The organism is Allobosea sp. GW821-FHT09G06 (genome assembly GCF_059416005.1).
Map to the genome: position 1 here is coordinate 431,004 of NZ_JBWKOI010000002.1, position 26,114 is coordinate 457,117.

General features: G+C 68.2%; 26 protein-coding genes. 18 read left to right on the plus strand and 8 right to left on the minus strand.

Going from position 1 to position 26,114, the window contains the following annotated elements; translation table 11 throughout:
- Positions 1 to 146 precede the first annotated feature (146 nt).
- The 15 genes from AC07NY_RS12135 to AC07NY_RS12205 all read left to right on the plus strand — a co-directional run bounded on the left by AC07NY_RS12135 (position 147) and on the right by AC07NY_RS12205 (position 17,553).
- The gene (locus AC07NY_RS12135) at positions 147 to 1,247 is read left to right on the plus strand and encodes an efflux RND transporter periplasmic adaptor subunit (RefSeq protein WP_494584052.1); all 1,101 of its coding nucleotides are present in this window, start codon (positions 147 to 149) and stop codon (positions 1,245 to 1,247) included.
- Positions 1,244 to 4,324 carry an efflux RND transporter permease subunit gene (locus AC07NY_RS12140; protein WP_494584053.1) on the plus strand — a complete coding sequence of 1,027 codons (3,081 nt, stop codon included), beginning with the start codon at positions 1,244 to 1,246 and terminating at the stop codon, positions 4,322 to 4,324. Before AC07NY_RS12135 ends, AC07NY_RS12140 begins: the two co-directional genes overlap by 4 nt.
- A complete protein-coding gene (locus AC07NY_RS12145; protein ID WP_494584054.1) occupies positions 4,321 to 5,454 on the plus strand; it encodes an efflux RND transporter periplasmic adaptor subunit in 1,134 nt (377 codons plus the stop codon). The genes AC07NY_RS12140 and AC07NY_RS12145 overlap by 4 nt, the downstream gene beginning before the upstream one ends.
- 96 nt (positions 5,455 to 5,550) lie before the next feature.
- Positions 5,551 to 6,060 carry a DUF1269 domain-containing protein gene (locus AC07NY_RS12150; RefSeq protein ID WP_492284605.1) on the plus strand — a complete coding sequence of 170 codons (510 nt, stop codon included), beginning with the start codon at positions 5,551 to 5,553 and terminating at the stop codon, positions 6,058 to 6,060.
- 60 nt (positions 6,061 to 6,120) lie between these two features.
- Positions 6,121 to 7,176, plus strand: a complete 1,056-nt coding sequence (locus tag AC07NY_RS12155; RefSeq protein WP_494584055.1) for a patatin-like phospholipase family protein — start codon at positions 6,121 to 6,123, stop codon at positions 7,174 to 7,176.
- Between the two features lie 65 nt (positions 7,177 to 7,241).
- A complete protein-coding gene (locus AC07NY_RS12160) occupies positions 7,242 to 8,300 on the plus strand; it encodes an AI-2E family transporter (RefSeq protein WP_494584056.1) in 1,059 nt (352 codons plus the stop codon).
- A gap of 95 nt (positions 8,301 to 8,395) precedes the next feature.
- Positions 8,396 to 8,938: a Na+/H+ antiporter subunit E gene (locus tag AC07NY_RS12165; protein ID WP_494584057.1), complete on the plus strand. Its 543-nt coding sequence runs from the start codon at positions 8,396 to 8,398 to the stop codon at positions 8,936 to 8,938.
- Entirely contained in the window at positions 8,931 to 9,218 is a 288-nt protein-coding gene (locus tag AC07NY_RS12170; protein WP_494584058.1) for a monovalent cation/H+ antiporter complex subunit F, read from the plus strand. Before AC07NY_RS12165 ends, AC07NY_RS12170 begins: the two co-directional genes overlap by 8 nt.
- The gene (locus AC07NY_RS12175) at positions 9,215 to 9,508 is read left to right on the plus strand and encodes a monovalent cation/H(+) antiporter subunit G (protein ID WP_492284600.1); all 294 of its coding nucleotides are present in this window, start codon (positions 9,215 to 9,217) and stop codon (positions 9,506 to 9,508) included. Before AC07NY_RS12170 ends, AC07NY_RS12175 begins: the two co-directional genes overlap by 4 nt.
- The gene (locus AC07NY_RS12180; protein WP_494584059.1) at positions 9,505 to 10,437 is read left to right on the plus strand and encodes a hydrogenase subunit MbhD domain-containing protein; all 933 of its coding nucleotides are present in this window, start codon (positions 9,505 to 9,507) and stop codon (positions 10,435 to 10,437) included. The genes AC07NY_RS12175 and AC07NY_RS12180 overlap by 4 nt, the downstream gene beginning before the upstream one ends.
- Positions 10,434 to 10,739 carry an NADH-quinone oxidoreductase subunit K gene (locus tag AC07NY_RS12185; RefSeq protein WP_494584060.1) on the plus strand — a complete coding sequence of 102 codons (306 nt, stop codon included), beginning with the start codon at positions 10,434 to 10,436 and terminating at the stop codon, positions 10,737 to 10,739. The genes AC07NY_RS12180 and AC07NY_RS12185 overlap by 4 nt, the downstream gene beginning before the upstream one ends.
- Positions 10,736 to 12,256 carry a complex I subunit 5 family protein gene (locus AC07NY_RS12190; RefSeq protein WP_494584061.1) on the plus strand — a complete coding sequence of 507 codons (1,521 nt, stop codon included), beginning with the start codon at positions 10,736 to 10,738 and terminating at the stop codon, positions 12,254 to 12,256. Before AC07NY_RS12185 ends, AC07NY_RS12190 begins: the two co-directional genes overlap by 4 nt.
- Positions 12,256 to 13,887 carry a complex I subunit 5 family protein gene (locus AC07NY_RS12195; protein WP_494584062.1) on the plus strand — a complete coding sequence of 544 codons (1,632 nt, stop codon included), beginning with the start codon at positions 12,256 to 12,258 and terminating at the stop codon, positions 13,885 to 13,887. The genes AC07NY_RS12190 and AC07NY_RS12195 overlap by 1 nt, the downstream gene beginning before the upstream one ends.
- Positions 13,888 to 13,906: 19 nt before the next feature.
- Positions 13,907 to 15,706: an SLC13 family permease gene (locus AC07NY_RS12200; protein ID WP_494584063.1), complete on the plus strand. Its 1,800-nt coding sequence runs from the start codon at positions 13,907 to 13,909 to the stop codon at positions 15,704 to 15,706.
- 125 nt (positions 15,707 to 15,831) lie between these two features.
- Positions 15,832 to 17,553: an alpha/beta hydrolase gene (locus AC07NY_RS12205; RefSeq protein ID WP_125988456.1), complete on the plus strand. Its 1,722-nt coding sequence runs from the start codon at positions 15,832 to 15,834 to the stop codon at positions 17,551 to 17,553.
- Positions 17,554 to 17,566: 13 nt separating this feature from the next.
- On the opposite strand, the gene AC07NY_RS12210 is transcribed toward AC07NY_RS12205, so the two are convergent.
- From AC07NY_RS12210 to AC07NY_RS12245, 8 genes are all read right to left on the minus strand, one after another.
- Positions 17,567 to 18,271, minus strand: coding sequence for an alpha/beta hydrolase (locus AC07NY_RS12210; RefSeq protein WP_494584064.1), 705 nt, complete (start codon positions 18,269 to 18,271; stop codon positions 17,567 to 17,569).
- Positions 18,268 to 19,101, minus strand: a complete 834-nt coding sequence (locus AC07NY_RS12215; RefSeq protein ID WP_494584065.1) for an ABC transporter permease — start codon at positions 19,099 to 19,101, stop codon at positions 18,268 to 18,270. Before AC07NY_RS12215 ends, AC07NY_RS12210 begins: the two co-directional genes overlap by 4 nt.
- Positions 19,098 to 20,054 carry an ABC transporter permease gene (locus tag AC07NY_RS12220; protein ID WP_494584066.1) on the minus strand — a complete coding sequence of 319 codons (957 nt, stop codon included), beginning with the start codon at positions 20,052 to 20,054 and terminating at the stop codon, positions 19,098 to 19,100. Before AC07NY_RS12220 ends, AC07NY_RS12215 begins: the two co-directional genes overlap by 4 nt.
- 9 nt (positions 20,055 to 20,063) lie before the next feature.
- Positions 20,064 to 21,596 (minus strand): ABC transporter substrate-binding protein, encoded by a 1,533-nt coding sequence (locus tag AC07NY_RS12225; RefSeq protein WP_494584067.1) that lies wholly within the window; start codon positions 21,594 to 21,596, stop codon positions 20,064 to 20,066.
- 100 nt (positions 21,597 to 21,696) lie between these two features.
- The gene (gene nikR / locus AC07NY_RS12230; protein WP_494584068.1) at positions 21,697 to 22,146 is read right to left on the minus strand and encodes a nickel-responsive transcriptional regulator NikR; all 450 of its coding nucleotides are present in this window, start codon (positions 22,144 to 22,146) and stop codon (positions 21,697 to 21,699) included.
- 77 nt (positions 22,147 to 22,223) lie between these two features.
- Positions 22,224 to 22,919, minus strand: a complete 696-nt coding sequence (locus AC07NY_RS12235; RefSeq protein WP_494584069.1) for an urease accessory protein UreF — start codon at positions 22,917 to 22,919, stop codon at positions 22,224 to 22,226.
- 3 nt (positions 22,920 to 22,922) lie between these two features.
- Entirely contained in the window at positions 22,923 to 23,573 is a 651-nt protein-coding gene (ureG, locus tag AC07NY_RS12240) for an urease accessory protein UreG (protein WP_494584070.1), read from the minus strand.
- Between the two features lie 60 nt (positions 23,574 to 23,633).
- The gene (locus AC07NY_RS12245) at positions 23,634 to 24,227 is read right to left on the minus strand and encodes an urease accessory protein UreE (protein WP_494584071.1); all 594 of its coding nucleotides are present in this window, start codon (positions 24,225 to 24,227) and stop codon (positions 23,634 to 23,636) included.
- Between the two features lie 338 nt (positions 24,228 to 24,565).
- Between AC07NY_RS12245 and AC07NY_RS12250 the strand changes: the two genes are divergently transcribed.
- The 3 genes from AC07NY_RS12250 to AC07NY_RS12260 are packed head-to-tail and all read left to right on the plus strand — an operon-like array spanning position 24,566 to position 26,113.
- On the plus strand, positions 24,566 to 25,459 hold the full coding sequence (locus AC07NY_RS12250; protein ID WP_494584072.1) for an urease accessory protein UreD: 894 nt from the start codon (positions 24,566 to 24,568) through the stop codon (positions 25,457 to 25,459).
- Positions 25,460 to 25,489: 30 nt separating this feature from the next.
- The gene (gene ureA, locus AC07NY_RS12255; RefSeq protein ID WP_310094298.1) at positions 25,490 to 25,792 is read left to right on the plus strand and encodes an urease subunit gamma; all 303 of its coding nucleotides are present in this window, start codon (positions 25,490 to 25,492) and stop codon (positions 25,790 to 25,792) included.
- Positions 25,793 to 25,801: 9 nt separating this feature from the next.
- On the plus strand, positions 25,802 to 26,113 hold the full coding sequence (locus AC07NY_RS12260; RefSeq protein ID WP_492284584.1) for an urease subunit beta: 312 nt from the start codon (positions 25,802 to 25,804) through the stop codon (positions 26,111 to 26,113).
- Position 26,114: the final 1 nt, after the last annotated feature.

A 26,114-nucleotide genomic window follows, 5' to 3' on the forward strand; every position in this document is an offset into this window, starting at 1 on the left:
ATTGCTAGCGTTCGCGGGATTTCGCGGGTGCAAAAAAGCCCGTGCGCAGATGAAGCCGTGGCCGTCAGGGGATGTAGTTCGATGCAGAGGCAAGGCTTGCGGCACCCTGGCGCGCAGCTCGCGGCAGCAATGGCCGGAGGCTTGGCATGAGGCGCGGTGACGCTTCCCCTGGCACGGGCAGCCTGCTTGCCATGGTGGCCGTCGCGCTGGCCGTCGCCTCGTGCAACAGCGAGGAGAAGGCGCCGCCTCCGCCGGTGCGCCTCGTGCGCACCGTGACGGTCGAGCCGCCGCGTTCGGCGCCCGATCTCACCTTCACCGGTCATGTCGAGGCTCAGGACCAGGCCGCGCTGGCCTTCCGCATCGGAGGTCGGTTGGCTGAGCGCCTCGTCGGCGTCGGCGCGAATGTCCGCGAGGGCGAGGTCGTCGCGCGGCTCGATCCCGAAAACGAGCTCAATGATCTCCGCTCGGCCCAGGCGGCGCTGGCTGCCGCCGAAGGTGACCTGCGCAAGGCGGAGAACCAGTTCCAGCGGCAGAGCCATCTGCTTGAGCGGCACATCACCACGCAGGCGGATTTCGATGCCGCCCGGCAGGGGCTGACCGCGGCACGTGCTCAGGTCGAGGCCGCGCAGGCGCGTGTCCGCTCGGCCGAGGACCTCGTCGGCTTCACGACGCTGAAGGCCGACGCGCCGGGCATCGTCACTCGCGTCGGTGCCGAGCCGGCCGAGGTCGTCGCCGCCGGTCGGATGATCGTCCAGCTGGCGCGGCGTGACGGGCGCGACGCGGTATTCGAGATTCCCGCCGATCTGGTGCGCCGCCTCGCGCCGGGCATGCCGGTGCAGGTCGCGTTGAGTGGGGAGGCCGGCGCGGAGGCCAAGGGCCGGGTGCGCGAGATCGCGCCGCAGGCCGATCCCGTGACCAGGACCTTCAGGATCAGGGTCGGCCTCACCGATCCGGCGCCGAGCTTTCGGCTGGGTGCGGCCGTCTCGGGTGCGATCCGCGCCGAGGGTGCCGGTGGCATCGCCATTCCGGCGACGGCGCTGACCCGGCGCGACCAGAAGGTGGGTGCCTGGGTGGTCGACCCGAAGACATCGACCGTTTCGCTGCGCCAGCTGGAAGTGGCCAATGCCGATCCCGCCGCCGCCAGCATTTCCAAGGGATTGCAGGTCGGCGACATCGTCGTCACCGCCGGTGCCGGGCTTCTCCGTGAAGGCCAGCAGGTGCGCCTGACCGGAGCCGAGACGCGATGAGCTTCAACCTGTCGGAATGGGCGCTGAAGAGCCGCTCGGTCGTCATTTATCTCATGGTGGTGGCGGTCGTCGCCGGCGTCTTCGCCTTCATCAGGCTCGGTCGCAACGAGGACCCGGCCTTCGTCATCAAGACCATGGTGGTCTCCGCCGTCTGGCCTGGTGCCAGCATGGAAGACACCTTGAGCCAGGTCACGGAACGGCTCGAACGGCAGATCGAGGAGACGCCCGGCCTCGACAGCGTCCGCAGCTTCACCCGGCCCGGCGTGACCACGATCTTCGTCAACCTCAAGGGCGACGTGCCCGGCCGCCAGGTGCAGGACACCTGGTACCGCGTGCGCAACCTGATCGCGGACATGCGGCACACCTTGCCGGCCGGCACGCTCGGGCCGTTCTTCAACGACCGCTTCGGCGACACCTTCGGCATCATCTACGGCTTCACCTCGGACGGCTTCACCAGCCGCGAATTGCGCGACCATGTCGAGTCCATCCGGTCGCGGCTGCTGCTCGTGCCGGACGTCTCGAAGATCGAGATCATCGGCGCGCAGGACGAGCGCATCTTCATCGAGTTCTCCGTCCGGGAACTCGCCAATCTCGGGCTCGATCGCGGTGGCCTGCTCGCGGCCCTCCAGGCCCAGAACGTGGTTCGGCCCGCAGGCGAGATCCAGACGCAGGACGAGAAGTTCTTCGTGCGCGTCTCCGGCGCCTTCCAGTCGGAAGCGGACCTGCTGAACATCAACTTCCCGGTCGGCGACCGGATGGTGCGGCTGGCCGATATCGCGACCGTCAGGCGCGGCCAGGCCGATCCGCCGACGCCGATGTTCCGCGTCAACGGCCGCGAGTCGATCGGGCTCGGCATCGCCATGCGCGAGGGCGGCGACATCCTCGCGCTCGGCCGCAACATCAAGAAGGCGATGGACGCGGTCACTGCCGGCCTGCCGCTCGGCATCGAGCCCAACCTCGTGGCCGACCAGGCCGTGACGGTTTCGCATGCGATCGACGACTTCATGATGTCGCTCTGGCAGGCCGTCGGCATCATCATGGTCGTCAGCTTCATCAGCCTCGGCGTGCGGCCGGGCCTCGTCGTCGCGCTCGCGATCCCGCTGACGCTCGCCATCGTCTTCGCCTGCATGCTGGTCGCCGGCATCGACATGCAGCGCATCTCGCTCGGCGCGCTCATCATCGCGCTGGCCCTGCTCGTCGACGACGCGATGACGACGACCGACGCCATGGTCACGCGGCTCGCCGCGGGCGAGGAGAAGCTCAAGGCGGCGACTTTCGCCTTCGATAAATACGCGACTGCGATGCTGGCCGGCACGCTGGTGACGATCGCCGGCTTCGTGCCGATCGGCTTCGCGGCGAGCTCGGCCGGCGAATACACCTTCTCGCTCTTCGCGGTGGTGACGATCGCGCTCGTCGTCTCCTGGTTCGTCGCCGTTCTCTTCGCGCCCGTGCTCGGCGTCGCCATGCTGAAGGCGCCCAAGGCTTCGGCGCAGAGCAAGGAGCCGGGCCGGGTCGAGCGCGGTTTCCGCTCGCTGCTCTCGAGGGCGATCAAGCTGCGCTGGATCACCATCGCAGTCACGCTCGGCCTGTTCGCGGCCTCGATCCTGGCGTTGCCGCTGGTGCCGCGGCAGTTCTTCCCGGCCTCCGACCGGCCTGAGCTGCTGGTCGATCTCACGTTGCCGCAAAACGCCTCGATCTATGCGAGCGAGGACCTCGTCAACCGCTTCGAGGCCTCCCTGAAGGGCGACCCCGATATCGAGCGCTGGAGCACCTATATCGGCCGCGGCGCGATCCGCTTCTACCTGCCGCTGAATGCGCAACTGCCGAACGATTTCTTCAGCCAGGCCGTGATCGTTGCCAAGGACGTGGCGGCGCGTGAGCGGGTGCGGACGAAGCTTGAGACCTTGCTCGCCAAGGAGTTTCCGAACGTGGTCGCCCGCGTCTCGCCGCTCGAACTCGGCCCACCGGTGGGCTCGCCGGTGCAGTATCGCGTCAGCGGTCCGGACACGGCCGAGGTGCGCTCCATCGCCTTGCGGCTCGGGCAAGTGATGGCGGCCAATCCCAATGCCCGCCACATCAATTTCGACTGGATCGAGCCCTCGCGGGAATTGCGGCTGCGCGTCGATCAGGATGAGGCGCGCCGGCTCGGCCTGAGCTCTGCGGCGGTGGCTGCCATCGTGAACACGGTCGTCTCCGGCACCGTCGTGACGCAGGTGCGCGACTCCATCTATCTGGTCGATGTCGTCGTCCGGGCGCAGGACAGCGACCGCGTCTCGCTCGACACGCTGCGCAGCATGCAGGTCGCACTGCCGAGCGGCCGCTCGGTTCCGGTCTCGCAATTCGTCAGCTTCAGCTACGGGCTCGAGACGCCGCTGATCTGGCGCCGCGATCGCGTGCCGAACCTGACGGTGGCGGCCGATGTGGCGCCGGGCGTCCTGCCGGACGCCGTCGTCAACGCCCTGCAACCTTCGATCGACGGGCTGCGCAAGAGCCTGCCCGCCGGCTACGACATCGCCGTCGGTGGCGCGGTCGAGGAAAGCGCGAAGTCGCAGGCCTCGGTCATCGCCGTGATCCCGGTCATGCTGCTGATCATGTTCACGGTGCTGATGGCGCAGCTCAGGAGCTTCAGGCTGTTCGCGATCGTGCTCAGCATCGCGCCGCTCGGCCTGATCGGTGTCGTCGGGGCGCTCTTGCTCTCGGGCAAGCCGCTCGGCTTCGTCGCGCTGCTCGGCATCCTCGCCCTGATCGGCATCATCACCAAAAATGCGGTGATCCTGGTCGGGCAGATCGAGGACGAGCGTGCCGCCGGCAAGGGTGTCGTCGAGGCTGCCATCGACGCGGCCGGCACGCGCTTCCGGCCGATCATGCTGACGGCGGTCTCGACCGTGCTCGGCATGATCCCGATCGCGCCGACCGTGTTCTGGGGGCCGATGGCTTTCGCGATCATGGGCGGCCTGCTGGTCGCGACGGTGCTGACCCTGGTTCTGCTGCCGGTGCTCTATGTCGCCGTCTTCGGCGCTGCGACAGGGCCGAGCGGGGCGAAGCGACCGGCCAGCGCGGGAGGAACCCTGTCATGAGCCCGATCGTGACGAAGCGTATTCCGCTGAAGGCGCTCCGCCGAATGGGAAGTCTCACGCTGCTCGCAGCGGCGCTCGCTTCCTGCCGCAACGAGCAGGCGCCGCCGGCGGAGGCGCGCCCGGTCGGCGTCGTCACCGTCGCCGCCGGGCAGTTCTCCGACGATGTCCAGCTTAGCGGCGAGGTTCAGGCCAAGAAGGATGTCGGGCTCGCCTTCCGCATCGGCGGACGCGTGCTGGAACGCCCGGTCAATGTCGGCGACCGGGTCAAGGCCGGGCAGGTCATCGCCCGCCTGGAGCCGGCCCTGGAGCAGAATGCCCTGACCGCCGCGAAAGCCGCTCTGGAAGCGGCGCGCGGCGAGGTCAGCACGGCCCGCAATACCTATGAACGTCAGGAGCGCCTGATGGCGCAGGGCTTCACCACGCGGCCGCGCTACGATCAGGCGCGGCGCGCGCAGGAGACTGCGCAGGCTGCCCTTGAGAACGCGGAAGCGCAGGTCGAGCTCGCGCGGGACCGGCTCGGCTTCACCGAACTCCGTGCAGATGTCGCCGGCGTCGTGACGGCTCGCCAGGTCGAGCCCGGCGAAGTGGTCCAGCCCGGACAGGTCCTCGTCCAGATCGCCCGCGACGACAGCCGCGATGCCGTCTTCAATGTGCCGGCCGCCTTGCTTGATCCGCGCTTCGCCGATGCGAAGATCCGCGTTTCGCTGGCCGATGCGCCCAGTGTCACGGCCTATGGCTCGGTGCGCGAGGTCGCGCCGCAGGCCGATCCGGTGACGCGGACCTTCGCCGTCCGGGTCGGATTGCAGGACCCGCCGGAGGCGATGCGCCTTGGCTCGACGGTCGTCGGCACGATCGAGGTCTCGACCGCGGCGATCGTCGCCATCCCCGCAAGCGCGCTGACCCAGCAGGGCCGTTCGCCGGCCGTCTGGGTCGTCGATCCCGCCAAGTCGACGGTCTCGCTGCGCGACATCGACGTGCTGCGCTTCGATCCCAGCAAGATCATCCTCTCGCAGGGGTTGGCGCCCGGCGAGGTGATCGTTTCGGCCGGCGTGCAGGCCCTGCATCCCGGCCAGCGCGTCAGGCCGCTGCCGGGGCCGCAATCCGCCGCGGCTTCGCCGCAGCGGCCGTGAGGAAGGCTCGCGCCTGTCTTTCTCGCACCGGAAACCTTCCGGCCTGACCGGCCGGTTGCCGGTTCTTTCTCACCCCACGAGTACGGAGTCATCGACATGAGCGATCTCGTCTTCATCGCCTTCCCGACGGAACAGAAGGCCGAGGAGGTCCGCCAGAAGGTCCTTTCCCTGCAGCGCGAATATCTGATCGAGCTGGGTGACGCCGTCGTGGTGGTCAAGGACGAGAAGGGCCATGTGAAGCTCAACCAGATGATCAACCTCACCACCACGGGCGCGGCTTCCGGTGCGCTCTGGGGCACGCTGATCGGCTTCATCTTCCTGAACCCGCTGATCGGCACGGCACTTGGTGCCGCATCCGGCGCGCTCGGCGGCAAGTTCAGCGATATCGGCATCAACGACCAGTTCATGAAGGATGCGGCCGAGGCCCTGCAGCCGAACACGGCGGGCCTGTTCCTGCTCATCCGCAAGATGACGACCGACAAGGTGCTTGCTGATCTCAAGGGCGTCGGCGGCACGCTGATGCAGACCTCCTTCGACGAGACCAAGGAGGCGCAGCTGCGCGCGGCGCTCTCGGCCGTGGCCGAGACCGAGGCCCCGAAGGCGTAAGCTGCGACCGAAGCCCGCCGTCATGCGATGGCGGGCTTCGCCGACCAGAGAGGTATTCCGGTGAGCAAGACGCCTTCCGCCTCCAGCCGCGGCAGCGACGCGCGCGCTCCGCTGAACATCGACCTTGCCCTCCAGGGCGGCGGTGCACATGGGGCCTATACCTGGGGCGTGCTGAGCCGGATCCTCGAGGAGGACTGGCTGACGATCGAGGCGATCTCGGGCACCTCGGCCGGCGCGATGAATGCCGCCGTGCTGGCCTCCGGCTATGCGCTCGGCGGGCGTGAAGGTGCCCGCGAGGCGCTGGACCGCTACTGGCGGAAGGTGTCCGAGGCGGCCCGCTTCAGTCCATTCCAGCGCTCGCCGCTCGATGTGCTGCTCGGCCGCTGGACGCTCGACACCTCGCCGCTCTTCGTGGCGATGGACATGATGTCCCGCGTCGTCTCGCCCTACACCCTCAACCCGTCGGGTACGAACCCGCTGACGGAGATCCTCGCCGAGGCGATCGATTACGACGCCATCGCAAGGGGCCCGATAAAGCTCTTCATCTCCGCGACGAATGTCCGGACGGGGCGCAACCGCATCTTTCGGAACGGCGAGATCACGCCGGACGTGCTGCTCGCCTCGGCCTGCCTGCCGACTCTGTTCCAGGCGGTCGAGATCGACGGCGAGAGCTATTGGGACGGCGGCTATTCCGGCAACCCGACGATGACCCCGCTGATCGAGGAAAGCACGGCCAGCGACACGATTCTCATCCAGATCAACCCGGTCGAGCGGCCGGGCACGCCGCGCAATGCTCGGGACATCCTGAACCGCCTCAACGAGGTCTCCTTCAACGCGGTGCTGCTGAAGGAGCTGCGGATGATGGCGCTGCTGCAGCGCGAGGCGCTCTCCGGCACGGGCGAGGGCGCGCGCTGGGCGCGCATGCGCCTCCACCGCATCACCAGCGACGCCATGATCGAACTCGGCTATTCCTCGAAGCTCAATGCCGAGTGGGAGTTCTTCACGATGCTCCATGACGAGGGCAGGCGCTCCGCCGAGGCCTTCTACCGGGCGCATCGCGATGAGATCGGCAAGCATTCGACGCTCGATCTCGACGAGTTCACCAAGGGGGTCTGACGGGTGCCTGCGCTGAAGAGAACTGCCGCTGCGACGCGGTTTTACGCCCGGAGCCGGGCTGGCCTATGACGAGCGCCAAGACCTCCCAGGCCGCGCAGGTCATCATCGCCGTCATCCTGTTCGTGGTCGCGCTGTCGATCGCGAGCTCCGTCTTCGCGCCGGTCGCTTTCGCGCTGTTCATCATCGCGCTGGTCTGGCCCTTGCAGAAGGCCTTGCAGGGCGCGCTGCCGCGGCTGCTCGCGCTGGCGCTGAGCCTTTTCGTCATGGTCGTCGCCTTCTTTGCCTTCGGCTCGCTGATCGTCTGGGCCTTCGGCCGGGTCGGCCGCTGGATCGTCAGCGATGCCGCGCGCTTCCAGGCCTTCTACGAGCAGATCACGCTCTGGCTCGAAGGGCATGGCATCGCGGTTGCGGCGCTCTGGTCGGAGAATTTCAGCTCGGCCTGGGTGCTGCGCGCCGTCCAGACCGTGAGCGGCCGGCTGAACAGCACGATGAGCTTCTGGCTGGTGGTGCTGGTCTATGTGTTGCTCGGCCTGCTCGAGGTCGAGGATTTCGGCCGCAGGCTCAAGGTGATGCGCAACCGCGACATGGCCGAATTGATCCTGCGCGGTAGCATCGCGACGGCCGCCAAGATCCGCCGCTACATGCTGGTCCGGACGGCGATGAGCGTCATCACCGGCCTGCTGGTCTGGGTCTTCGCCCGGACCGTCGGCCTGCCGCTGGCCGAGGAATGGGGCTTCATCGCCTTCCTGTTGAACTATGTCCCCTTCATGGGCCCGCTCGTCGCCACGGTCTTCCCGACCCTGTTCGCGATGACGCAGTTCGGCTCCTGGCAGGCGGTCATCGCGGTCTTCGCCTGCCTGAACCTGATCCAGTTCATCGTCGGCAGCTATATCGAGCCGCGGGTCGCCGGCAGTGCGCTCTCGATCTCGCCACCGATCGTCCTGTTCTCGGTCTTCTTCTGGAGCTATCTCTGGGGCGTCTTCGGCGCCTTCATCGGCGTCCCCATCACGATCGCCCTGATCACCTTCTGCGCCCTGCACCCGTCGAGCCGCTGGCTGGCGGAGATGATCGGCGCGGTGCCGAAGGAGGCAGGCGCCGCAGGTGGTTCCGGCCCGGCGGCCTGACCCGCAGCTTCCGGGGAGAATGGGACGTGGCGCACAGCGGTGAGACGCCCGGCTGATGCTGCCCGTCCGGGCGATGGCTACCCTGCATCGCGGCGTTGGCAGGCATCGACCGGAGGCGGGCGGAAGCGATGGATGGGGCGGCCGTGGCCGATGACAGGCGGTTTTCGGCGCTCCTCGCCCGGGGGCTGTGCCTGCTGGCGCTCTGGGTGATCCTTATGGGGCCTGCGCTCAAGGATTTGCCGGTCGGCATCGCCGCAAGCGCCGCCGGAGCTTGGGCCAGTACCGTGCTGTGGCCGGTCGGCGCTGGGCTTTCTCTTCGCGGCCTGATCCGTTTCCTGATCCGTTTCCTGCCGCAATCCGTTGTCGCGGGCGTCGATGTGGCGCGGCGGGCCTTTGCGCGTGATCCCGATCTGCGGCCGGGTTTCGCGACCTGCCGCTCGATCGTTCCCGATGGCATGGCACGCGATTCCGCCTGCGCCGTGATGAGCCTGCAGCCCGGCAAGCTACCCGTTTCCGTCGCGGCCGACGGGATGCTGCTGATCCATTGCCTCGACCTGCGCGAGCCCATCGCTGAGCAGGTCGCCGCTGACGAGATCGCTTTCTGCCGTGTCCTACGGGCGGAGGGGCGCGATGGCTGACATGCTCGCAGCGGCAGCATTCCTCATCCTGGCGATCACGCTCCTTGCGCTGCTGCGCGTGCTCCGCTCCCGCGTCCTCGCCGAGCGCATGATGGCGTTGCAACTGCTCGGGACCGGCGGCACGGCGGTGCTTCTGCTGCTGGGAGCCGCTTCCGGCTCTGCCGCCGTGATCGATGTCGCGCTGCTGCTCGCCCTGTTCGCGGCGTTCGCCTGCATGGCCTTCGCACTCGGCATGGTCGAGCCGGCCGCTGAGCCCGATCCGGCGGAGGAGAAGCCATGAGCGGCCTCGCCGATATCGCCACCATCGTTCTGGTGAGCGCGGGCGCGCTGCTGTTCCTCGCCGGCGCGCTCGGCCTGCTGCGCTTTCCCGATACGCTGAGCCGGCTGCATGCGATCAGCAAGGCCGACAATCTCGGACTCGGGCTGATCGTACTCGGCCTGCTGCCGCAGATGGCGAGCATCGCGGGCGGCCTGAAGCTGCTCTGCATCTGGCTGCTGGCGCAGCTTTCGGCGGCGACGGCGAGCCAGTTGCTCGCGCGCGCCGTCCATCGCGACAGAGCCGATCGATGATGCTGCTCTTCGATGGTGCGCTCGTCGCCGGCCTGCTGGCGCTCGCGATCCATGTCGTCAGGGAGCCGGACGAGCGCAGCGCGATCATCGCCTTCCTCGCCTTCGGGCTGCTGCTCGGGCTGGCCTGGGTCCGGCTCGCGGCGCCCGACGTCGCCCTGACCGAGATCGCTATCGGCGGCGGCGGGACCGGAATCCTGCTGCTGCGGGCTGAGGCCGCTATCCGCGGCCGCGGCAAGCATGAGGAGGCGGTGACGCGCAAAGGCAAGCTCGCGATCGCCGCAGGCTGCGCCGCCATTTCCGCCGGGCTCGGCCTCGCCGTGCTGAGCTTCGCCTCGCCGGCCCCGACGCTCGCGCCGGCCGCGGCGGAGGCGCTTCCCGCGACCGGGCTGGGCAATCCCGTCACGGCCGTGCTGCTGGCCTATCGCGCGCTCGACACGCTTCTGGAGAAGGTCGTGGTGCTGCTCGCCCTGATCGGCGTCTGGTCGCTGGCGCCCGATTCCGCCTGGGGCGGGGCGCCTGCAATCAAGCCCGCCAATGTTCCGGAGCCGCTCGCCTATCTCGCGCGAGTTCTGCCGCCTTTCGGCGTGGTGATCGGCGTCTACATGTTCTGGGTCGGCGCCGATGCGCCGGGTGGCACCTTCCAGGCCGGCACCGTGCTCGCGGCGATGTGGCTCCTCGTGATGCTGGCGGGCCTGCGCGCCCCGCCCGAGACGGCGGGGCTGCCGCTGCGGCTCGCGCTTGCGGGCGGGCCGATCCTGTTCCTGTTGATCGCCTTTCTCGGCTTCGCCTTCGCCGATGCTTTCCTCGCCTATCCGAAGGCGCTGGCGAAGCCGCTGATCCTGGCGATCGAGGCAGCCCTGACCCTCTCCGTCGCGGCGGCGCTCGCCATGCTGGTCGCCGGCCCCGCCCGGAAGGCGCCGGCGCGATGACGGCGCTACTGCAACCCGGTGTCCTGTTCGGCCTGTGCGGCGCGGCGCTCGTCGGCATCGGCCTCTTCGCTGTCGCCACCTCGCCCGGCCTGCTCAGGCGGATCGTCGGCTGCAACATTCTCGGCGCCGGCATCTTCCTCGTCTTCGGAGCCGTTGCGCGGCGCGGCGGCGGTGCCGGATTCGAGGCCGATCCGGTGCCGCAGGCGCTGGTGATCACCGGTATCGTCGTCGCCTTCTCGGCGAGCGCGCTGGCGGTCGCCCTGCTGAAGCGGCTCGCCGAGCCGCGGAGCGACGACGCGTGACCGCGGGCCTCCATGCCACCACGCCGGGCGGCTTCCTGCTCGTCCTGGCCGTGATCCTGCCGGTCTGCGCCGTGCTGGCAATCCTGGCCTGCGGCCCGCGCAGCACGGTGCGGATTGCGCTGGCAACGCTCGCGACCGGGTTCGCCGTCGCCATGGCGATCGCCGTAGAGTTGGTGTCGAGCGGCGCGGCCCTGACCTATGTCGTCGGCGCTTGGCGCCCGCCGCTCGGGATCGCCTTGCGGGCTGACGGGCTCTCGGGCGCGATGCTGGTCATGACGGCGCTGGTCGTGGTCGCGGTCGGGCTGTTCGCACATGTCCAGTACGGGCTGCGCGAGGGTACGGGCAACGAACGGGAGCGGACGACCTTCTGGCTGATGCTGCTCGCGCTCTGGAGCGCGCTGAACATCGTCTTCGTCGGCGAGGACCTCTTCAATCTCTATGTCGCGCTGGAGCTCCTGACCTTCGCCGCAGTGCCGCTGGTCTGCCTCGACGGCCGGACCGAGACCGTCAACGCGGCGCTGCGCTACCTGCTGTTCGCGCTTCTCGGCTCGCTGCTCTACCTGCTTGGCGTCGGGCTGATCTACGGCCAGTACGGCACGCTCGACCTGCTGGCGCTGTCGCGCCTGAGCCGGTCCGACCCCGCCTTGTCGGTCGCGCTGGCGCTGATGATCGTCGGGCTATTGGCCAAGGCTGCGCTCTTCCCTCTGCATCTCTGGCTCCCGCCCGCCCATGCCGGCGCGCCGGCGCAGGCCAGCGCGGTGCTCTCGGCGCTGGTGATCAAGGCGCCGATCTTCCTGATCCTGCGGCTGGTGCTCGACGTCGCACCGGGACAGGTGGCGTTGCTCGCCGGTCAATTGCTCGCCGTGCTCGGCGCGGCCTCGATCCTGTTCTGCAGCGTCATGGCGCTCCGGCAGGCCCGGCTGAAGCTGATGATCGCCTATTCGACGGTCGCGCAGATCGGCTATCTCTTCATCGTCTTCCCGCTCGCGGCCGGCGGCGCCGGCACGCCGCCCTGGGAGACGCTCGCCTGGACCGGCGGCGCGCTTCAATTGATCTCGCATGCGCTCGCCAAATCCGCGATGTTCCTGGCGGCCGGCATCGTCATCAAGACCTATGGTCATGACCGCATCGCCGATCTCGGTGGCTTCGGCCGGGTGCTGCCGATCAGCGCGGTCGCCTTTGGACTGGCCGGGCTGTCGCTGATGGGCGTTCCGCCGAGCGGCGGCTTCGTCGCGAAATGCCTGCTCCTGACCGCGGCCGTGATCGAGGGCTATCCTTGGCTCGCGGTGACGATCCTGCTCGGCGGGCTGCTTGCCGGCGGCTATGTCTTCCGCGTGATCGACAAGGCGCTCGCGGTTGCGGCAGGGCCGCTTCCGTCGCGCCAAGCCGTGCCGCGGCGGCTCGAGTTGACGGCGCTTGCTCTGGCGGTCGCGGCCGTGCTGCTCGGCTTCGTGCCATTGCGCCCCTTCGGCTTCCTGCAGATCGGCCGCAGCGGCCTTGCGATGGCGGGGCTGTGATGAGCGCTCCCACCTTCCTCCTAGCCGCCGTACCGCTGGTGCCGCTCGGGTTGGCTCTCTGCTGCCTGTCGCCCTGGTTCCGGGCGCGCGCCCTGTCCGCGCTGGTCCTCGCTCCCCTGCCGGCGCTTGCGGCCGCGATCCTCGTGCCGAAGGGCGGCTTCGCGATCTTCCCGCCGCCCTTCCGGCTGACGCTGGTGCTCGACGAGCCCGGCGCGATCCTGCTCGCGGGCGCGGCATTGCTGTGGAGCGCGGCCGGCGCCTATGCCGCCTCGCTCATGGCCCGCGATGCCGGCAGGCAACGCTTCACTGTGTGGTGGCTCCTGACATTGACGGGCAGCCTCGGCCTCTTCGTCGTCGGCGACGTCGTCAATTTCTATCTGCTCTTCACGCTGGCGAGCCTCGCCGCCTACGGGTTGATCATCCACGAGCAGAGCCCGCCGGCCTATCGTGCCGGCGTGATCTATGTCGCGCTCGCGCTCGCGGCCGAGGCGCTCCTGTTGATCGCGCTCGTCATGCTCGCGGCGGGCCATCCCGATGCCAATCCGCCGATCCGCAGCGTCGTCGCGGAACTCTCCGCCTCACCGATGCGCGACGGCATCGTCGCGCTGTTCATCCTCGGCTTCGCGCTGAAGATGGGGCTGGTGCCGCTGCATGTCTGGCTGCCGCTGGCGCATCCGGCCGCGCCGACGCCGGCTTCGGCGGTGCTCAGCGGCGTCGTGGTCAAGGCCGGCGTGATCGGGCTGATCCGCTTCCTGCCCTTCGAGGCCGGAGCGCCGCTCTGGGGCGCCGTCCTGATCGGTGCCGGTGTCATCACGGCCTATTACGGCGTGCTCGTCGGCGTCACCCAGAAGCGCGCCAAGACGGTCCTGGCCTATTCGACGGTGAGCCAGATGGGTTTGCTGGCGGTGCTTCTCGGCGTCGGCCTCGCCAATGCCGATCCCGAAGCCACGCATCTGACGGCCTATTATGCCGTCCACCACACGCTGGTGAAGGGAGCGCTCTTCCTCGGCGTCGGCATCCTTGCCGTGGCCGGCGGGCGCCGCTTCCGGCTGGTGTTCCTGCTGATGGCCGTGCTTGCGCTCAGCCTCGGCGGCATGCCCCTGACCAGCGGCGCGCTGGCCAAGCTCGCGACCAAGCCGCTGCTTGGCTATGGCTGGCTCGCGGGCGCGATGACGCTGGCCGGGGCCGGCAGCACCATGCTGATGGTCCATCTCCTGTTGCTCCTGCGCGATTATGCGGCCGAGGATGCCGCAGCCTCGCCGCCGCTCGGGCAATTCGTGCCCTGGCTGGTCGTTGCGGCCGCTTCGCTCGTCATTCCCTGGTCGCTCTATCCAGCTGTCGCCGGGGAGACCGTGGCCTCGTTGGTCGCACCCGACGCGCTCTGGAAGGTGACCTGGCCCATGCTGCTTGGTGCGGGAGCGATGCTGCTGGTCCGGCGCTGGCCCCAACGCCTCGGCCTGATTCCGGAAGGGGATATCGTCGTTCTGGCGCAGGCGGGGCAGCCGCTCATGCGCGGCCTCTCGAACCGGATCGGGGAGATCGACGTCCATCTCAGGCGCTGGCCGGCAGCAGGGCTCGGGTTGATCGCCCTTGCTATTCTGCTCGGCGGGGCTTTGATGCTCCGGGCCTGACGAAGCCGGAGGCCCTGCCATGACGCCGATCGCAAGTACCGCCCTCGTCATCGTCATCACGATTGCCCTGTTCTGCTGGAACAGGCTGCCGGTGGTCGTGGTCGCGATGGGAGCGGCGCTCGCGCTCTGGGCGACCGGCGTGGTCACCCTCGACCAGGCCTTCGCCGGCTTCGGCGATCGCGCGACGCTCTTCGTCGCCAGCCTCTTCATCGTCAGCGCTGCGTTGGAACGGACCGGCATCACCGCCTGGGCCGGCCAGTACCTGATCGCCAGGGCCGGCAGCAACGGGCTGACGCGCCTGCTCGTCATCATGACGGCGGCGGCCGGCGCGCTCAGTGCGCTCATCACCGGCAGCGGCGCGATCGCGGCCTTGATGCCGGTCGCGGTGATGGCGGCTGTGCGGCTGCGCCAGTCGCCCTCGCAGCTCCTGATGCCGCTCGCCTTCGCCTCCCATGCCGGCTCCAACCTGCTGCTGACCGGCGCGCCGAAGAACATCCTGGTCTCCGAGGCGCTGGAGGATGCCGGCCTGAAGGGCTTCGCCTTCGCGGAGTTCGCCCTTGTCGGCCTGCCGCTGCTGGTGGGCACGATCCTGCTGATACTGCTGCTGGGCAAGCGGCTCCTGCCGGAGCAGAGCAGCGCGCGGCTGCCGGCCGATTTCAGCCAGCACGCCCAGACCCTGGTCGAGCACTACGGCTTGCGTGACGGCATCTTCAGGCTGCGCGTGCGCCCGAGCTGCAGCTATATCGGCGTCGCGCCCGCTGCCGTGGATCTCGGGATGGACGGGCGGCTCAGCCTCGTCGTGGTGCAGGCCGGGGAAACCGGGACGCCACTGCGCGCGCCCGCGATCACCGAGGGCGATTATCTGCTGGTGCGCGGCGATGCCGAGGCCGTTGCCCGCTTCGCGGCGGAAAAGCACCTCGCCTTGCGCGGAGAGGGCGAACAGGGCGGGCTCCTGAGCAAGCGCTCGGGCCTCGCCGAGGTCGTGATTCCGCCGCGCTCGGCGCTGATCGGCCGCGCCCTGTTTCCGGGCATGGTGACCGATAGCGGCGATCTCGTCGTCTTGGCCGTGCAGCGGGCCGGCGCCGATATCGAGCCGGGAGAGACCCTGCGCGCGGGCGACACCCTGCTGCTCGAAGGCAGTTGGGAGGCACTCGATCTGCATCTCGACGATCCCGACGTGCTCGTCGTCAATTCGCCGGATCTGGTCAGGCGCCAGGCCGTTCCGATGGGGGCGGGCGCGGGCGTCACGCTTGCCGTGCTGGGCTGCCTCGTCGCGATGCTGGCGACGGGCATCGTGCCGCCGGCCGTCGCGGGGCTGCTCAGCGCCGGTGCGCTCATCCTCGCCCGCATCATGACGCCGGAGCAGGCCTATCGCGCGATCAACTGGACGACGGTGATCCTGATCGCGGCGATGATGCCGCTCTCGACCGCGATGGTGCAGTCCGGCGCGGCCAAGGTCGTGGCCGGCCATCTCGTGACGCTGACGGGTGAGGCGGGACCGCTCGTCTTCCTCGCCGGCCTCTTCGTTCTCACTGCTGCCCTCGGACAGGTGATGAGCAACACCGCGACGACGATGCTGGTCATCCCGATCGCCATGGCTGCCGCCGAGGGACTGGGCGTTTCGCCTCGCCCCGTGCTGATGAGCCTTTGCGTCGCGGGCGCGGCCGCGTTCCTGACGCCGATCGCGACCGCGACCAACATGATGGTGATGGGTCCGGGTGGATACAGCTTCAACAGCTACTGGAAGCTCGGGCTGCCGCTGATGCTCTGGTTCTTCGTCATATCCGTTTTCTACGTTCCGATGGTCTGGAGCTTCTGAATGTCGCCTCGCGCTTGCCGGGCACTCGCCCGAACCCGCTTCAACCGCCGAAGCTGTCGGACCCAGCCCGCGATCGATGGATATCGCAGCCCGATCGTCCGCCGTGACGGACAGCAGGTGCGATGATGAGCTTCGGCACGAGAGCCCTCCTGCTTCCGCTGCGCTGGAGCCGTGGCCTGTCCGGCATCGGCCTGGCGCTGGGCACTTTCCTGTTCGCAGCTTCGCTCACCCCCACGCTCGTGCCGCGCACGGCCGTGATCCAGGGCGTGCTCGGCGGTGTCTGTTTTGCCGCGGGTTACGGCTTCGGCACGGCCTGGCGCTGGCTCTGGACCTATCTGGAGATGCCGGCGCCCAATGAGCGGCTGCGCCGCATCGTCAACATCGTCGTCGCCGGCATCTGCCTGCTGGTCGCCGGCATCTTCCTCGCGAATGCGGCGGAATGGCAGAATTCCATCCGCCGCGTGATGTCGATGGAGCCGATCGAGAGCGCCCATCCGTTCAAGGTCAGCCTGATCGCGCTCGTCACCTTCGCAGTGCTGCTGACCCTGGCGCGTCTGTTCAGGCTGATGGCCCTCTTCCTGGCGCGCCGGCCGCTGGGCTTCATGCCGCGGCGGGTCGCGCTCGTGGCCGGCCTCGCGATCACGACGGTTCTGGTCTGGTCGCTCGCCAACGGCTTCCTGGTGCGCGTCGGCTTCCGCGTGCTGGATTCCTCCTTCCGCGAACGCGACGCCCTGATCGAGCCGGCCAGTCCGCAGCCGACGGACCCGCTTCAATCCGGCAGTCAGGCCTCGCTGGTGAAATGGCGGGAGCTGGGGCGGGCGGGCCGCGAGTTTGTGGCCTCGCGCCCGAGCGCGGCCGATATCACCGCCCTGTCGGGCCGGCCGGCGATGCAGCCGATCCGCACCTATGTCGGGTTGCGCGCGGCCGGGACGGCGGAGGCGCGCGCGCGGCTGGCGCTGGAGGAATTGAAGCGCTCGGGCGCCTTCGACCGGAAGATTCTGGTGGTGATCACGCCGACCGGCACCGGCTGGGTCGATCCCTCGGCGATCAGCCCGATCGAGCATCTCGGCGACGGCGATGTCGCCAGTGTCGCGCTGCAATATTCCTATCTGTCGAGCCCACTCTCGCTGCTGGCTCAGCCGGAATACGGTTCCGAGGCGGCGCGAGCGCTGTTCAGCGAGGTCTATGGCCACTGGACGCGCCTGCCCAAGGAACGCCGGCCGCGGCTCTACCTGCACGGCTTGAGCCTGGGTTCGATGAACTCGGAGCGATCGATCGAACTGCTCGAATTGATCGGCGATCCGATCGATGGCGCCGTCTGGAGCGGCCCGCCCTTCGGCAACCGCTTCTGGCGCGACATCACCGACCGGCGCAATGAGGGTTCGCCGGCCTGGCTGCCGGAATACCGGGAGGGCCGCGCCGTCCGCTTCATGAACCAGAACGGGCCGACGGTTCCGCCTGCGACGCCCTGGGGCGTGATGCGGATCGTCTATCTCCAATATGCCAGCGACGCGGTGACCTTCTTCGATCGCCGTAGCTTCTTCCGAAAGCCTGCCTGGCTCGAGCCGACGCGCGGCCCCGACGTCTCGCCCCAGTTCCGCTGGTATCCCGTCGTGACCGGCCTGCAGCTTCTCGTCGACATGGCCTTCGCGACGAGGACGCCGATGGGCTACGGGCATGTCTACGCTCCGCAGCACTATGTCGAAGCCTGGGTCGCGGTGGCCGGGGCGGGGAGCTGGTCGCCGGAGGCGCAGGCCGCGTTGAAGCGTCATCTCTGGGATCACGCCCAGCGCGGCAGCGATGATCGCGATGGCGAAGAGGGCGCTTACGACAATCGCGGGGGCTGAGGATGAGGCGTCTTCAGGAGCGAGCGACCCGCTCCTGAAGATAGGTCGCCACATCCCGGGTAAGCTCGGATAGCGTCAGGCCGTGGTTGAAGCGCCCGGTCCGGATGAAGGTCACGACCTGCGCGACGACGAGCGGGTTGTTCATCATGAAGGTGTGCGTCACGGGCAGGGTGATATGGTCGGCCATGCCCTCCAGCTTCGTGCTCTCGACCGAGACCTTGCCGTCATTCGGCCCGGTGAAGAACGGCGACAGGATCGGGTTGAGCGAGAGGCTTCCCGCGATGATCCCGACTTCGTAATCGGCGTCCGGCAGGGAATTGGGCAGGCTGTCCGGCGCGGTGCCGAGCTGAAGGCCGGCGGGTCCGTTGATCAATGCGAAGCCCGGCAGCCGGCCGAGACCATCGACCAGCTCGGAGCCGTGATTGGGCGGCGCCAGCATCACCACGCGCCCGAGATTGGCCGGCCGATGCCGCTTGAGCCAGGCTCGCAACAGGATGCCGCCCATCGAATGCGTGACGAAATGGACGGGCGCGTCGCCGCAGCCGCCGACCGCGTTCCCGACATGGTCGAGCAGGTCCTCGACCGCGCATGTCGTCGAGCCGTAGGTCTCGTTGACGACGTCGTAGCCGAGGGTCGCGAGGGTCTTCTCGATCAGCAGGAGCGATGCCTTGCTGCGCGCCAGGCCGTGAAGAATGACGACGGTTTCGGCTTGGCTCATGATCGGGTTTCGGTGGCGGGCGAGCCCTGATTGTAGGCCGTAGGCATCTCCCGAATCCAGCGGCTGCGGGCGATCATCAGCGCGAATAGCGTGATTGCGAACAGGTAGATGCCCGGCATAATGGCGAGCCAGGGCGCCCGCGAGAAATAGGGCCGGGCCTCCGCGATCATCGCGCCCCATTCGGGGGCAGGCGGCTGGACCCCGATGCCGAGGAAGCCCAGCGCGGCGATGTTCAGGATGTTGTGGCCGAACTGGAGGGCGATCAGCCCGGAGAAGATCGGCAGCAGATGCGGCAGCACATGGCGCCGCAGGACATAGAGTCGGCCGCCGCCAGCCACGCGCGCGGCGGTCACGAACTCGCGCTCCCGCAGCGAGAAGGCGGTGGCGCGGGCAATGCGCGCATATTTGACCCATCCGGTCAGCGACAGGGCGAGGATCAGCGACAGCGAGCCGCCGCCGAGATGGGCCGCGAGGATGAGCGCGATGACGATCTGGGGCAGGGAGGTCAGCACGTCCATGACGAAAGTCAGCGCCCGGTCGGCCGGTCCGGCGAACTCGGCGGCGAGCATGCCGATGCTGACGCCGATGGCGAAGGACAGGGCGACGATCGTCAGCGACAGGCCGAAATCGAGCAGGAAGCCATGAGCGATCCGGGCCAGCACATCGCGCCCGAGATGGTCGGTGCCAAGGAGGAAATCGGCTCCGGGCGCGCGCAGGCTGTTGCGCAGCGAGGTCTCGACCGGGTCGAACATCAGCCCGTATGCGATGGAGAGGGCGAACAGCGCCGCGATTGCGAGAAGGAGCCAGTCGCTCCGGCGAAGAGCCGTCATGGCGCGGTCCGTTTCAGGCGGATGCGCGGATCGACGCGGGTAAGGATGAGATCGGCTGCGAGATTGGCGACGGCCACCGCCAGCGCGATCACGCCGATCGCGCCGAGAAAGGCCGGGCCGTCATGGCTGTCGAGCGCGTCGGTGAGATAGGCGCCCAGCCCGGGGATCGAGAACAGCCGCTCCACGATGACGACGCCGCCGACGAGGAAGGCGAACTGAAGCGCGAGATAGGGGATCAGCGGGATCAGCGCGTTCGGCAGGGCGTGGGTGAAGAGGATGTCGCGGTCGCCGAGCCCCTTGGCGCGCGCCGTCGTGATGTGTTGCGCACCGAGCGCCTCGCTCAGCGTGTCGTCGAGCAGGATGGCGTTGAAGCCGAACTGCCCGAGCGCGAGCACGGCGACCGGCAGCACGACATGCGCCCAGCTGTCGAAGCCGCTGACCGGCAGCCAGTCGAGCCGGAGCGAGAACAGGATGATCAGGACGACGCCGAGAAAGAACGAGGGCAGCGCGATCGAGCCGACGGCGAGGAGTTCGAAGCCGCACGCGGCTGCGGGCGTCGGAAACGAGCGCTTGAGCGTGACCGTGGCGAAGGTCAGGGCGAGCGAGGCAAGCGTCGCCAGCAAGGCGATGAGCCCGGTCGCCGAGAGCCGCCAGCCGAGTTCGAGCGCGACCGGCCGCCCGGTCCGGATCGAAGTGCCGAGATCGCCCGTCAGCGCGCCGGCAAGCCAGCGGCCATATTGCACGATCAAGGGCGCATTCAGCCCGAAACGGTCGGCGATGGCCGCGACATCCTGCTGCGAGACGGTCGCCGTTTGGTCCTGCAGGAAGACGCGGGTCAGGATCACTTGCGCCGGCTCGCCGGGAACGAGCCGCAGGAGCACATAGGTCAGGAAGGTCGCGGCGAGCACCGTCGCGATGGCGAGCGCGAGCCTTTGCAGGACGTAAGCCCCCACCGCCGCGGCTCAGCGCGCGAGCGTCATCTGCGGATCGAGCATGTAGTCATGGGCGATCGGATTGAAGGTGTAGTTTGCGATGCCCGGCCGCATCGCGACGTTGACGCCGTAATGGGCGATGGTCAGGCAGGGCTCCTCCTCGGCGGCGATGCGCTGGACGAGGTCATAGGCCGCCTTGCGCTCGGCTTCGTCGCGCGTGGTGATCGCGGCGGCGAGCGCCGCGTCGATCTTCGGGTTCGCATAGCCCCATGTGTTGGTGGCACCGCTCGAGTGATAGGTCTGGCGCAGGTAGAAATCCGGATGCGGATACATCGCCGAAGCCAGGGCTGCGAGCCGGGCGTCGCCGGGCTTCATCTCCTTCGCGATGGCGGAGAAGGTCGTCACCTTGATCTCGACGGTTACGCCGAGCTTGCGCAGCTGGGCCTGGAGCGCGCCTGCGATCGGCACGAGGCCCGGCCGCTGCGCATAGGTATAGAGGGTGAAGCCGAGCGGCTTGCCGTCCTTGGTCATGACGCCGCCGGGGCCCGGCGCATAGCCGGCTTCGGTCAGGAGCTTGCGGGCCGCGGCGAGATCGGTCTTCGGCGGCGCGATCGAGATGTCCGCGAAAGCCATGGTGCCGGGGAAAGCGCCGATGCCGGCGCGGCCCATGCCGAACAGCACATATTGCGCGATCTCGTCGCGGTCGATGGCGAGCGACAGGGCCTTGCGGACGCGGATATCGGCGAAGGGCGTATCCTTCAGGCTGCCGAAATTCAGCACGTAATTGCGCGCCGTCACGTTGCGCGAGACGGTGAAGCCCTTGTCGACCAGCGTGTCGAGGTCGCCATAGGGGACTTCGGAGGTGAAATCGACGCTGCCTTTCTGCAGTTCGAGCGAGCGCGTCGTCGGGTCGGGGATGCCCCGGAAGGTGATGGCGGGGATCGAGGGCTTCTCGCCCCAGTAGCCGTCGAAGCGTTCGACCGTGAAGCTCTGCGCCGCCGGCTGCCAGGCGGTGACCTTGAACGGTCCCGTCCCGATCGGCCGCTCGATCGTGCCGTCCGCCATCCTCGGCGAGGCCGGGGAGACGATCGCCGTGCTGGCATAGACGAGCGCGGCTGGCAGCGCCGGGAAGGGCTCGGTGGTGGTGATCTCCAGCGTCTGCTCGTCGCGCGGCGCAAGGCTGGCGATCTTGGTGTAGCTGCGGGCGGTGCCGCTGCGCCGGAGCGCGTGGGTCAGGCTTGCGGCGGCGGCCTGCGCGGTCAGCGGCGAGCCGTCATGGAACGTGACGCCGCGGCGCAGGGCGAAGGTCCAGACCGTGTCGCTGTCGCGCTTCCAGGCGGTGGCGAGCCCCGGCGCCAGGGTGAAGTCGGGGCGGCCGGTCACCAGCGTCTCGGTGACCATGGCCTTTTCCTTCATCAGCGTGCCGTCCTGGGTCGGATCCAGCGTGGAGATCTCCCAGATCTCGGCGACGCGCAGGGCAGGCTGCTGCTCCCGCGAAGTGGCATGGCCCGGCGTGGTCAGGCCAAGGGCCAAAGCGAGCGACGCGATGAGGAGCCGTGCCATGGATACTCGCAGTATGATATTTTGATAAAAACATCATACTGCCGTAAGGGCGGGATAGCAAATGCGGAGCTGCGCCGGAATCGGCACAAGTCACCGCGCTTCAGTGCTCATGCGGATGAGAATGCGCGTGGCCCGGCTCATGGGAATGCTCGGGTGCCCCCGGCAAGAGGTGCAACTGCCCGTGGCGGACGCCGCGCTGGCTGATGACCCCGTCCGCGAAGGCGCGCACATCCCCGCTTGCGCCGCGCAGCACCGCAACCTCCAGGCATTCGTGCCGGTCGAGATGGACATGCAGCGTCGCGATCGAGAGATCGTGGTGGTCGTGCTGCTGATTGGTCAGCCGGCGCGCGAGATCGCGCGTCTCGTGGTCGTAGACATAGGCCAGTGTCGCGAAGCAGGGCGCAGCCGGGTCGGCCTGCTGTTCGGTGCGGGCAGCCTTGCGCAGGATGTCCCGGATCGCTTCCGAGCGGCTGCCATAGCCTTTCGCCGTGCTCAGCACGTCGACGAATGCCAGAAGCTCGGCATCGATGGTGATCGTGACCCGTTCCACCCTGGTTCCTGCTCCCGGCGCGTCCTGTCCGTCGCAGGATAGGTCGGCTCGGCGGGAATTGCGAGGCTGGGCGTAGCTCACGACTGGAACAGGCGGCTATATTGCGTCTCGTGCCAGGCACTCGCCATGGCCAGCGCAGGCGCGAGGTTGCCGACCTCGTCATCGCCCAGCGAACGGGCGCGGGCGGCGGCCTCCTCGATGGCCGTGGCGGCCTCGATCAGCAGGCGCTGGCCCGCCGTATGCCCGAGCGGGACAAGTTTGATCGCGGCGGTCACCTGCCCCTCGACATAGACCCAGAGGAAGCCCTTCAGCGCGGCTTCCGGCGCGATGCGCCAATGATGGCCGGCAAGCGCGAAGGCCGCGGCATAGGTCAGGGCCTGTCCCTGTTCTTTGCGTGCGGCGGGGACGTCGAGATCGGCGAGGAGCCGCAATAGCGCTTCGCCCTGCCGTCTGTCCTCGCGCTGGAACTCGCGGCTTTCGCGCCCGGCCGTGAGCCAGGCGTTCACGGCATGGAAGCGATCGCGGTCGCCCGCTTCCAGCGCCGTCGCCATGCGCCAGAACAGGGCGCCGTCGAGCTGCGCGACATTGGCGCGCAGCGTGCCGAGGATCCAGTCGCGCGCCGCCGCCTCATTGGCGACCCAGCCGGCATGGACGGCGGCTTCGAGCCCGCGCGAATAGGAGAAGCCGCCCACCGGCAGGCCCTGGCTCACCAGGCGCAGCAGATGCAGCGGGATCGAGGCCTGGGCGCTATCGGCAGCTGGATTGTCCTGCATGCGTCAGGCCTCGGCCGGACTCGCTTCGCTGCGCTGGCTGGCCTGCAGCCCGCCATGCTCGACGATGAAGTCGACGACGGCATCGAGGCCCTTGCCGCGCGAGAGATCGGTGAAGCCGAAGGGGCGCTTTCCGCGCATGCGCGCCGCGTCGGACTGCATCACCTCGATATCGACGTTCACATAGGGCGCGAGGTCGCTCTTGTTGATGATGAGGAAGTCCGAGCGGGTGATGCCGGGGCCGCCCTTGCGGGGGATTTCCTCGCCCTGGCAGACGGAGATGACGTAGAGCGTGAGATCGGCGAGGTCGGGCGAGAAGGTCGCCGCCAGGTTGTCGCCGCCGGACTCGATGAAGACGATGTCGAGATCGGGGATCTTGCGGTTGATCTCGGCGATGGCCTGCAGGTTGATCGAGGCGTCCTCGCGGATCGCGGTATGCGGGCAGCCGCCGGTCTCGACGCCGACGATGCGGTCCTCGGACAGCGCCTGCAGGCGCACGAGGATCATCGCGTCTTCCTTGGTGTAGATGTCGTTGGTGATGACGGCGATGGAGTAGTCGTCGCGCATCGCTTTGCAGAGTTTCTCCGTGAGCGTCGTCTTGCCGGAGCCGACGGGGCCGCCGATGCCGACGCGGAGAGGGCCGTTCTTCGAGATCATGAGCGCAAAGCCCTTGCAAGGTTGAGGCCGCCGGCGGCGCAGGACGCCGCAGCGCCGGGGTCAGTCATGATGATGGTGGTGCTTCCCATGGGCGTGGGAATGCGTGTGATGACCGTGATCGTGATGATGGTCGTGGCCATGATCATGGTCGTGATCGTGGTGATGATCATGGCCGTGGTGGTGGCCGGCATCCTCGTGCGCATGGCTGTGGCCATGGCCGGAATAGGCGCCGCGCACCGGGTTGAAGGCGGCCACGATCTCCTCGACCTCGGCATCCAGTCCATGGAGCATGACCTTGATGACATGGTCGCGCAGGATCAGGATGCGATCCGCCGCGATGGCCGCGGCGAGGTGGCGGTTGCCGATATGCCAGGCGAGCTCGGTGAGATGGAGCGGGTCCCGCCCGCGGATGGCGTAGAGCGGCTCCTCGGCGGCCGCGATCTCGATGGTGCCGCCGCCCTCGATCGCGAGCGCGTCGCCGGCCGCCAGCACGACCGTCTCAGGGAGATCGACCAGGACCTTCCGGCCGTCATTCGTTTCGATCATGCGCCGGCGCAGGTGGCGCTCGTCATGCTGGAGGACGGCGCGGCCGAGGACGGGCTCGGAAGATGGGGAGGCGTCGGTTGCCCGCCTGACGGCTATCGCTTTCAACATGCTTCACTCCGTTTCGGGCAAGGCCGGTTCGTCGATCCGCGGTGAGCCCGGAGGGCACGCCGTGTCAAGCTCTCACAATGAAGTAAGTTCAGGCGTTCGTGCAATTGGTCTCGTCGTTCCAGTATACGCGCCGTCGTTGTTCCTGAAGTCGAACGAAGTGTCTGTGTTTTAATTTGAGATAAATTGCATGGTGCCTGGGACGCACGGTACAGGAATGGCTTTTCCGCTTCCTTTATATGGCTTTCTGTTTGCTGGCCTCTCTGGTGCATGCTAGGAATTTGCCCTCATTCTGGGCTGGATTGGCGTGGATTTGAAGTGGCTTGACTGAAGAGCGGTCTATGAACGCAATCGTGCCCATTCCGCCTTCGGAGGCCGTTCAGTCGACCGCTCTGGCGCGCGCCCATTACGCGGCGCCGCAGAACTCCTGGCTGGCCGAGCTGGAGCTGTGGTTTGCACTGAGCGCCGGTAAGACCCGGCTCGTTCGCCGACGTCATCTCGGCCCGCTCGTCGTCCAGCGCCCGTTCCATCCGGAGAAGGACGGAACCTGCCATATCTACCTGCTGCACCCGCCGGGCGGGGTCGCGGGGGGCGACCGGCTCGACCTGCGCTTCCATGTCGATGCGGGTGCCCGCGCCTTGCTGACGACCCCCGGCGCGACGAAATTCTATCGCAGCGAATACAGCGCCGGCACGCAATCGACCCATGTCGAGGTCGGGGCGGGTGCGGTCTGCGAATACCTGCCGCAGGAAACCATCGTCTTCGACGGCGGCGACGCGCGCATGGAGACCCGCGTGTCGCTCGCGCCCGATGCCACCTATGTCGGCTGGGATTTCCTGTGCCTCGGCCGTCCGGCGGCCGGGGAGCGTTTCGAGATGGGTCGGCTCAGCCAGCGCATCGAGATCCGGCGCGGCGACAAGCCGATCTGGTTCGAGCGCCTGGAGCTGCAGGGCGGCTCCCCCCTGATGGAAGCGGCCTACTCGCTGGCCGGCCAGCCGACCTGGGGCACGATGATCTATGCCGGCGCGGTCACTGAGGATGCTGCCGAGCAGGTGCGGGCCGCGATCGGCGAGAGCCCGGTCTTTTCCGTCAGCCAGCTCGATGAGGTCGTGGTCTGCCGCTATCTCGGGCCGCGCGTCGGAGACGGCAAGGCGTTGTTCGTGCGGGCATGGAACGTGCTTCGGACGCTGGGGCAGGGCAAGCCGGCCGATACGCCCCGCATCTGGGCTACCTGAGACGATCGATAGGGAAGGAGGGGGAAGGCGATGGAGCTGCTTCCGCGTGAGAAAGACAAGCTTCTGCTCTTTACCGCCGCGCTGCTGGCGGAAAGGCGGAAAGCCCGGGGGGTCAAGCTGAACTACCCAGAGGCCGTCGCCTATATCTCGGCGGCGATCCTGGAGGGCGCGCGCGACGGGCGCACCGTTGCGGACCTGATGTCCTATGGCGCGACCCTGCTGACGCGCGCCGACGTCATGGAAGGCGTCCCGGAGATGATCCACGACGTGCAGGTCGAAGCCACCTTCCCGGACGGGACGAAGCTCGTCACCGTCCACAGCCCGATCCCGTGAGGTGCTGACATGATCCCGGGTGAATTCTTCATCGAGGACGGCGAGATCGAGCTCAACGCCGGGCGCGAGCTCCAGACGATCGACGTCGCCAATTCCGGCGACCGGCCGATCCAGGTCGGCTCGCATTACCACTTCTACGAGACCAACACGGCCCTGCATTTCGATCGCGAGAAGGCGCGCGGCTTCCGGCTCGACATCCCCGCCGGCACGGCGGTGCGCTTCGAGCCCGGCCAGTCGCGGACCGTCCGGCTTGTCGCGCTCGCGGGCGACCGGGTCGTCTACGGTTTCAATGCCAAGATCATGGGAAAGCTGGAGAGCTGAG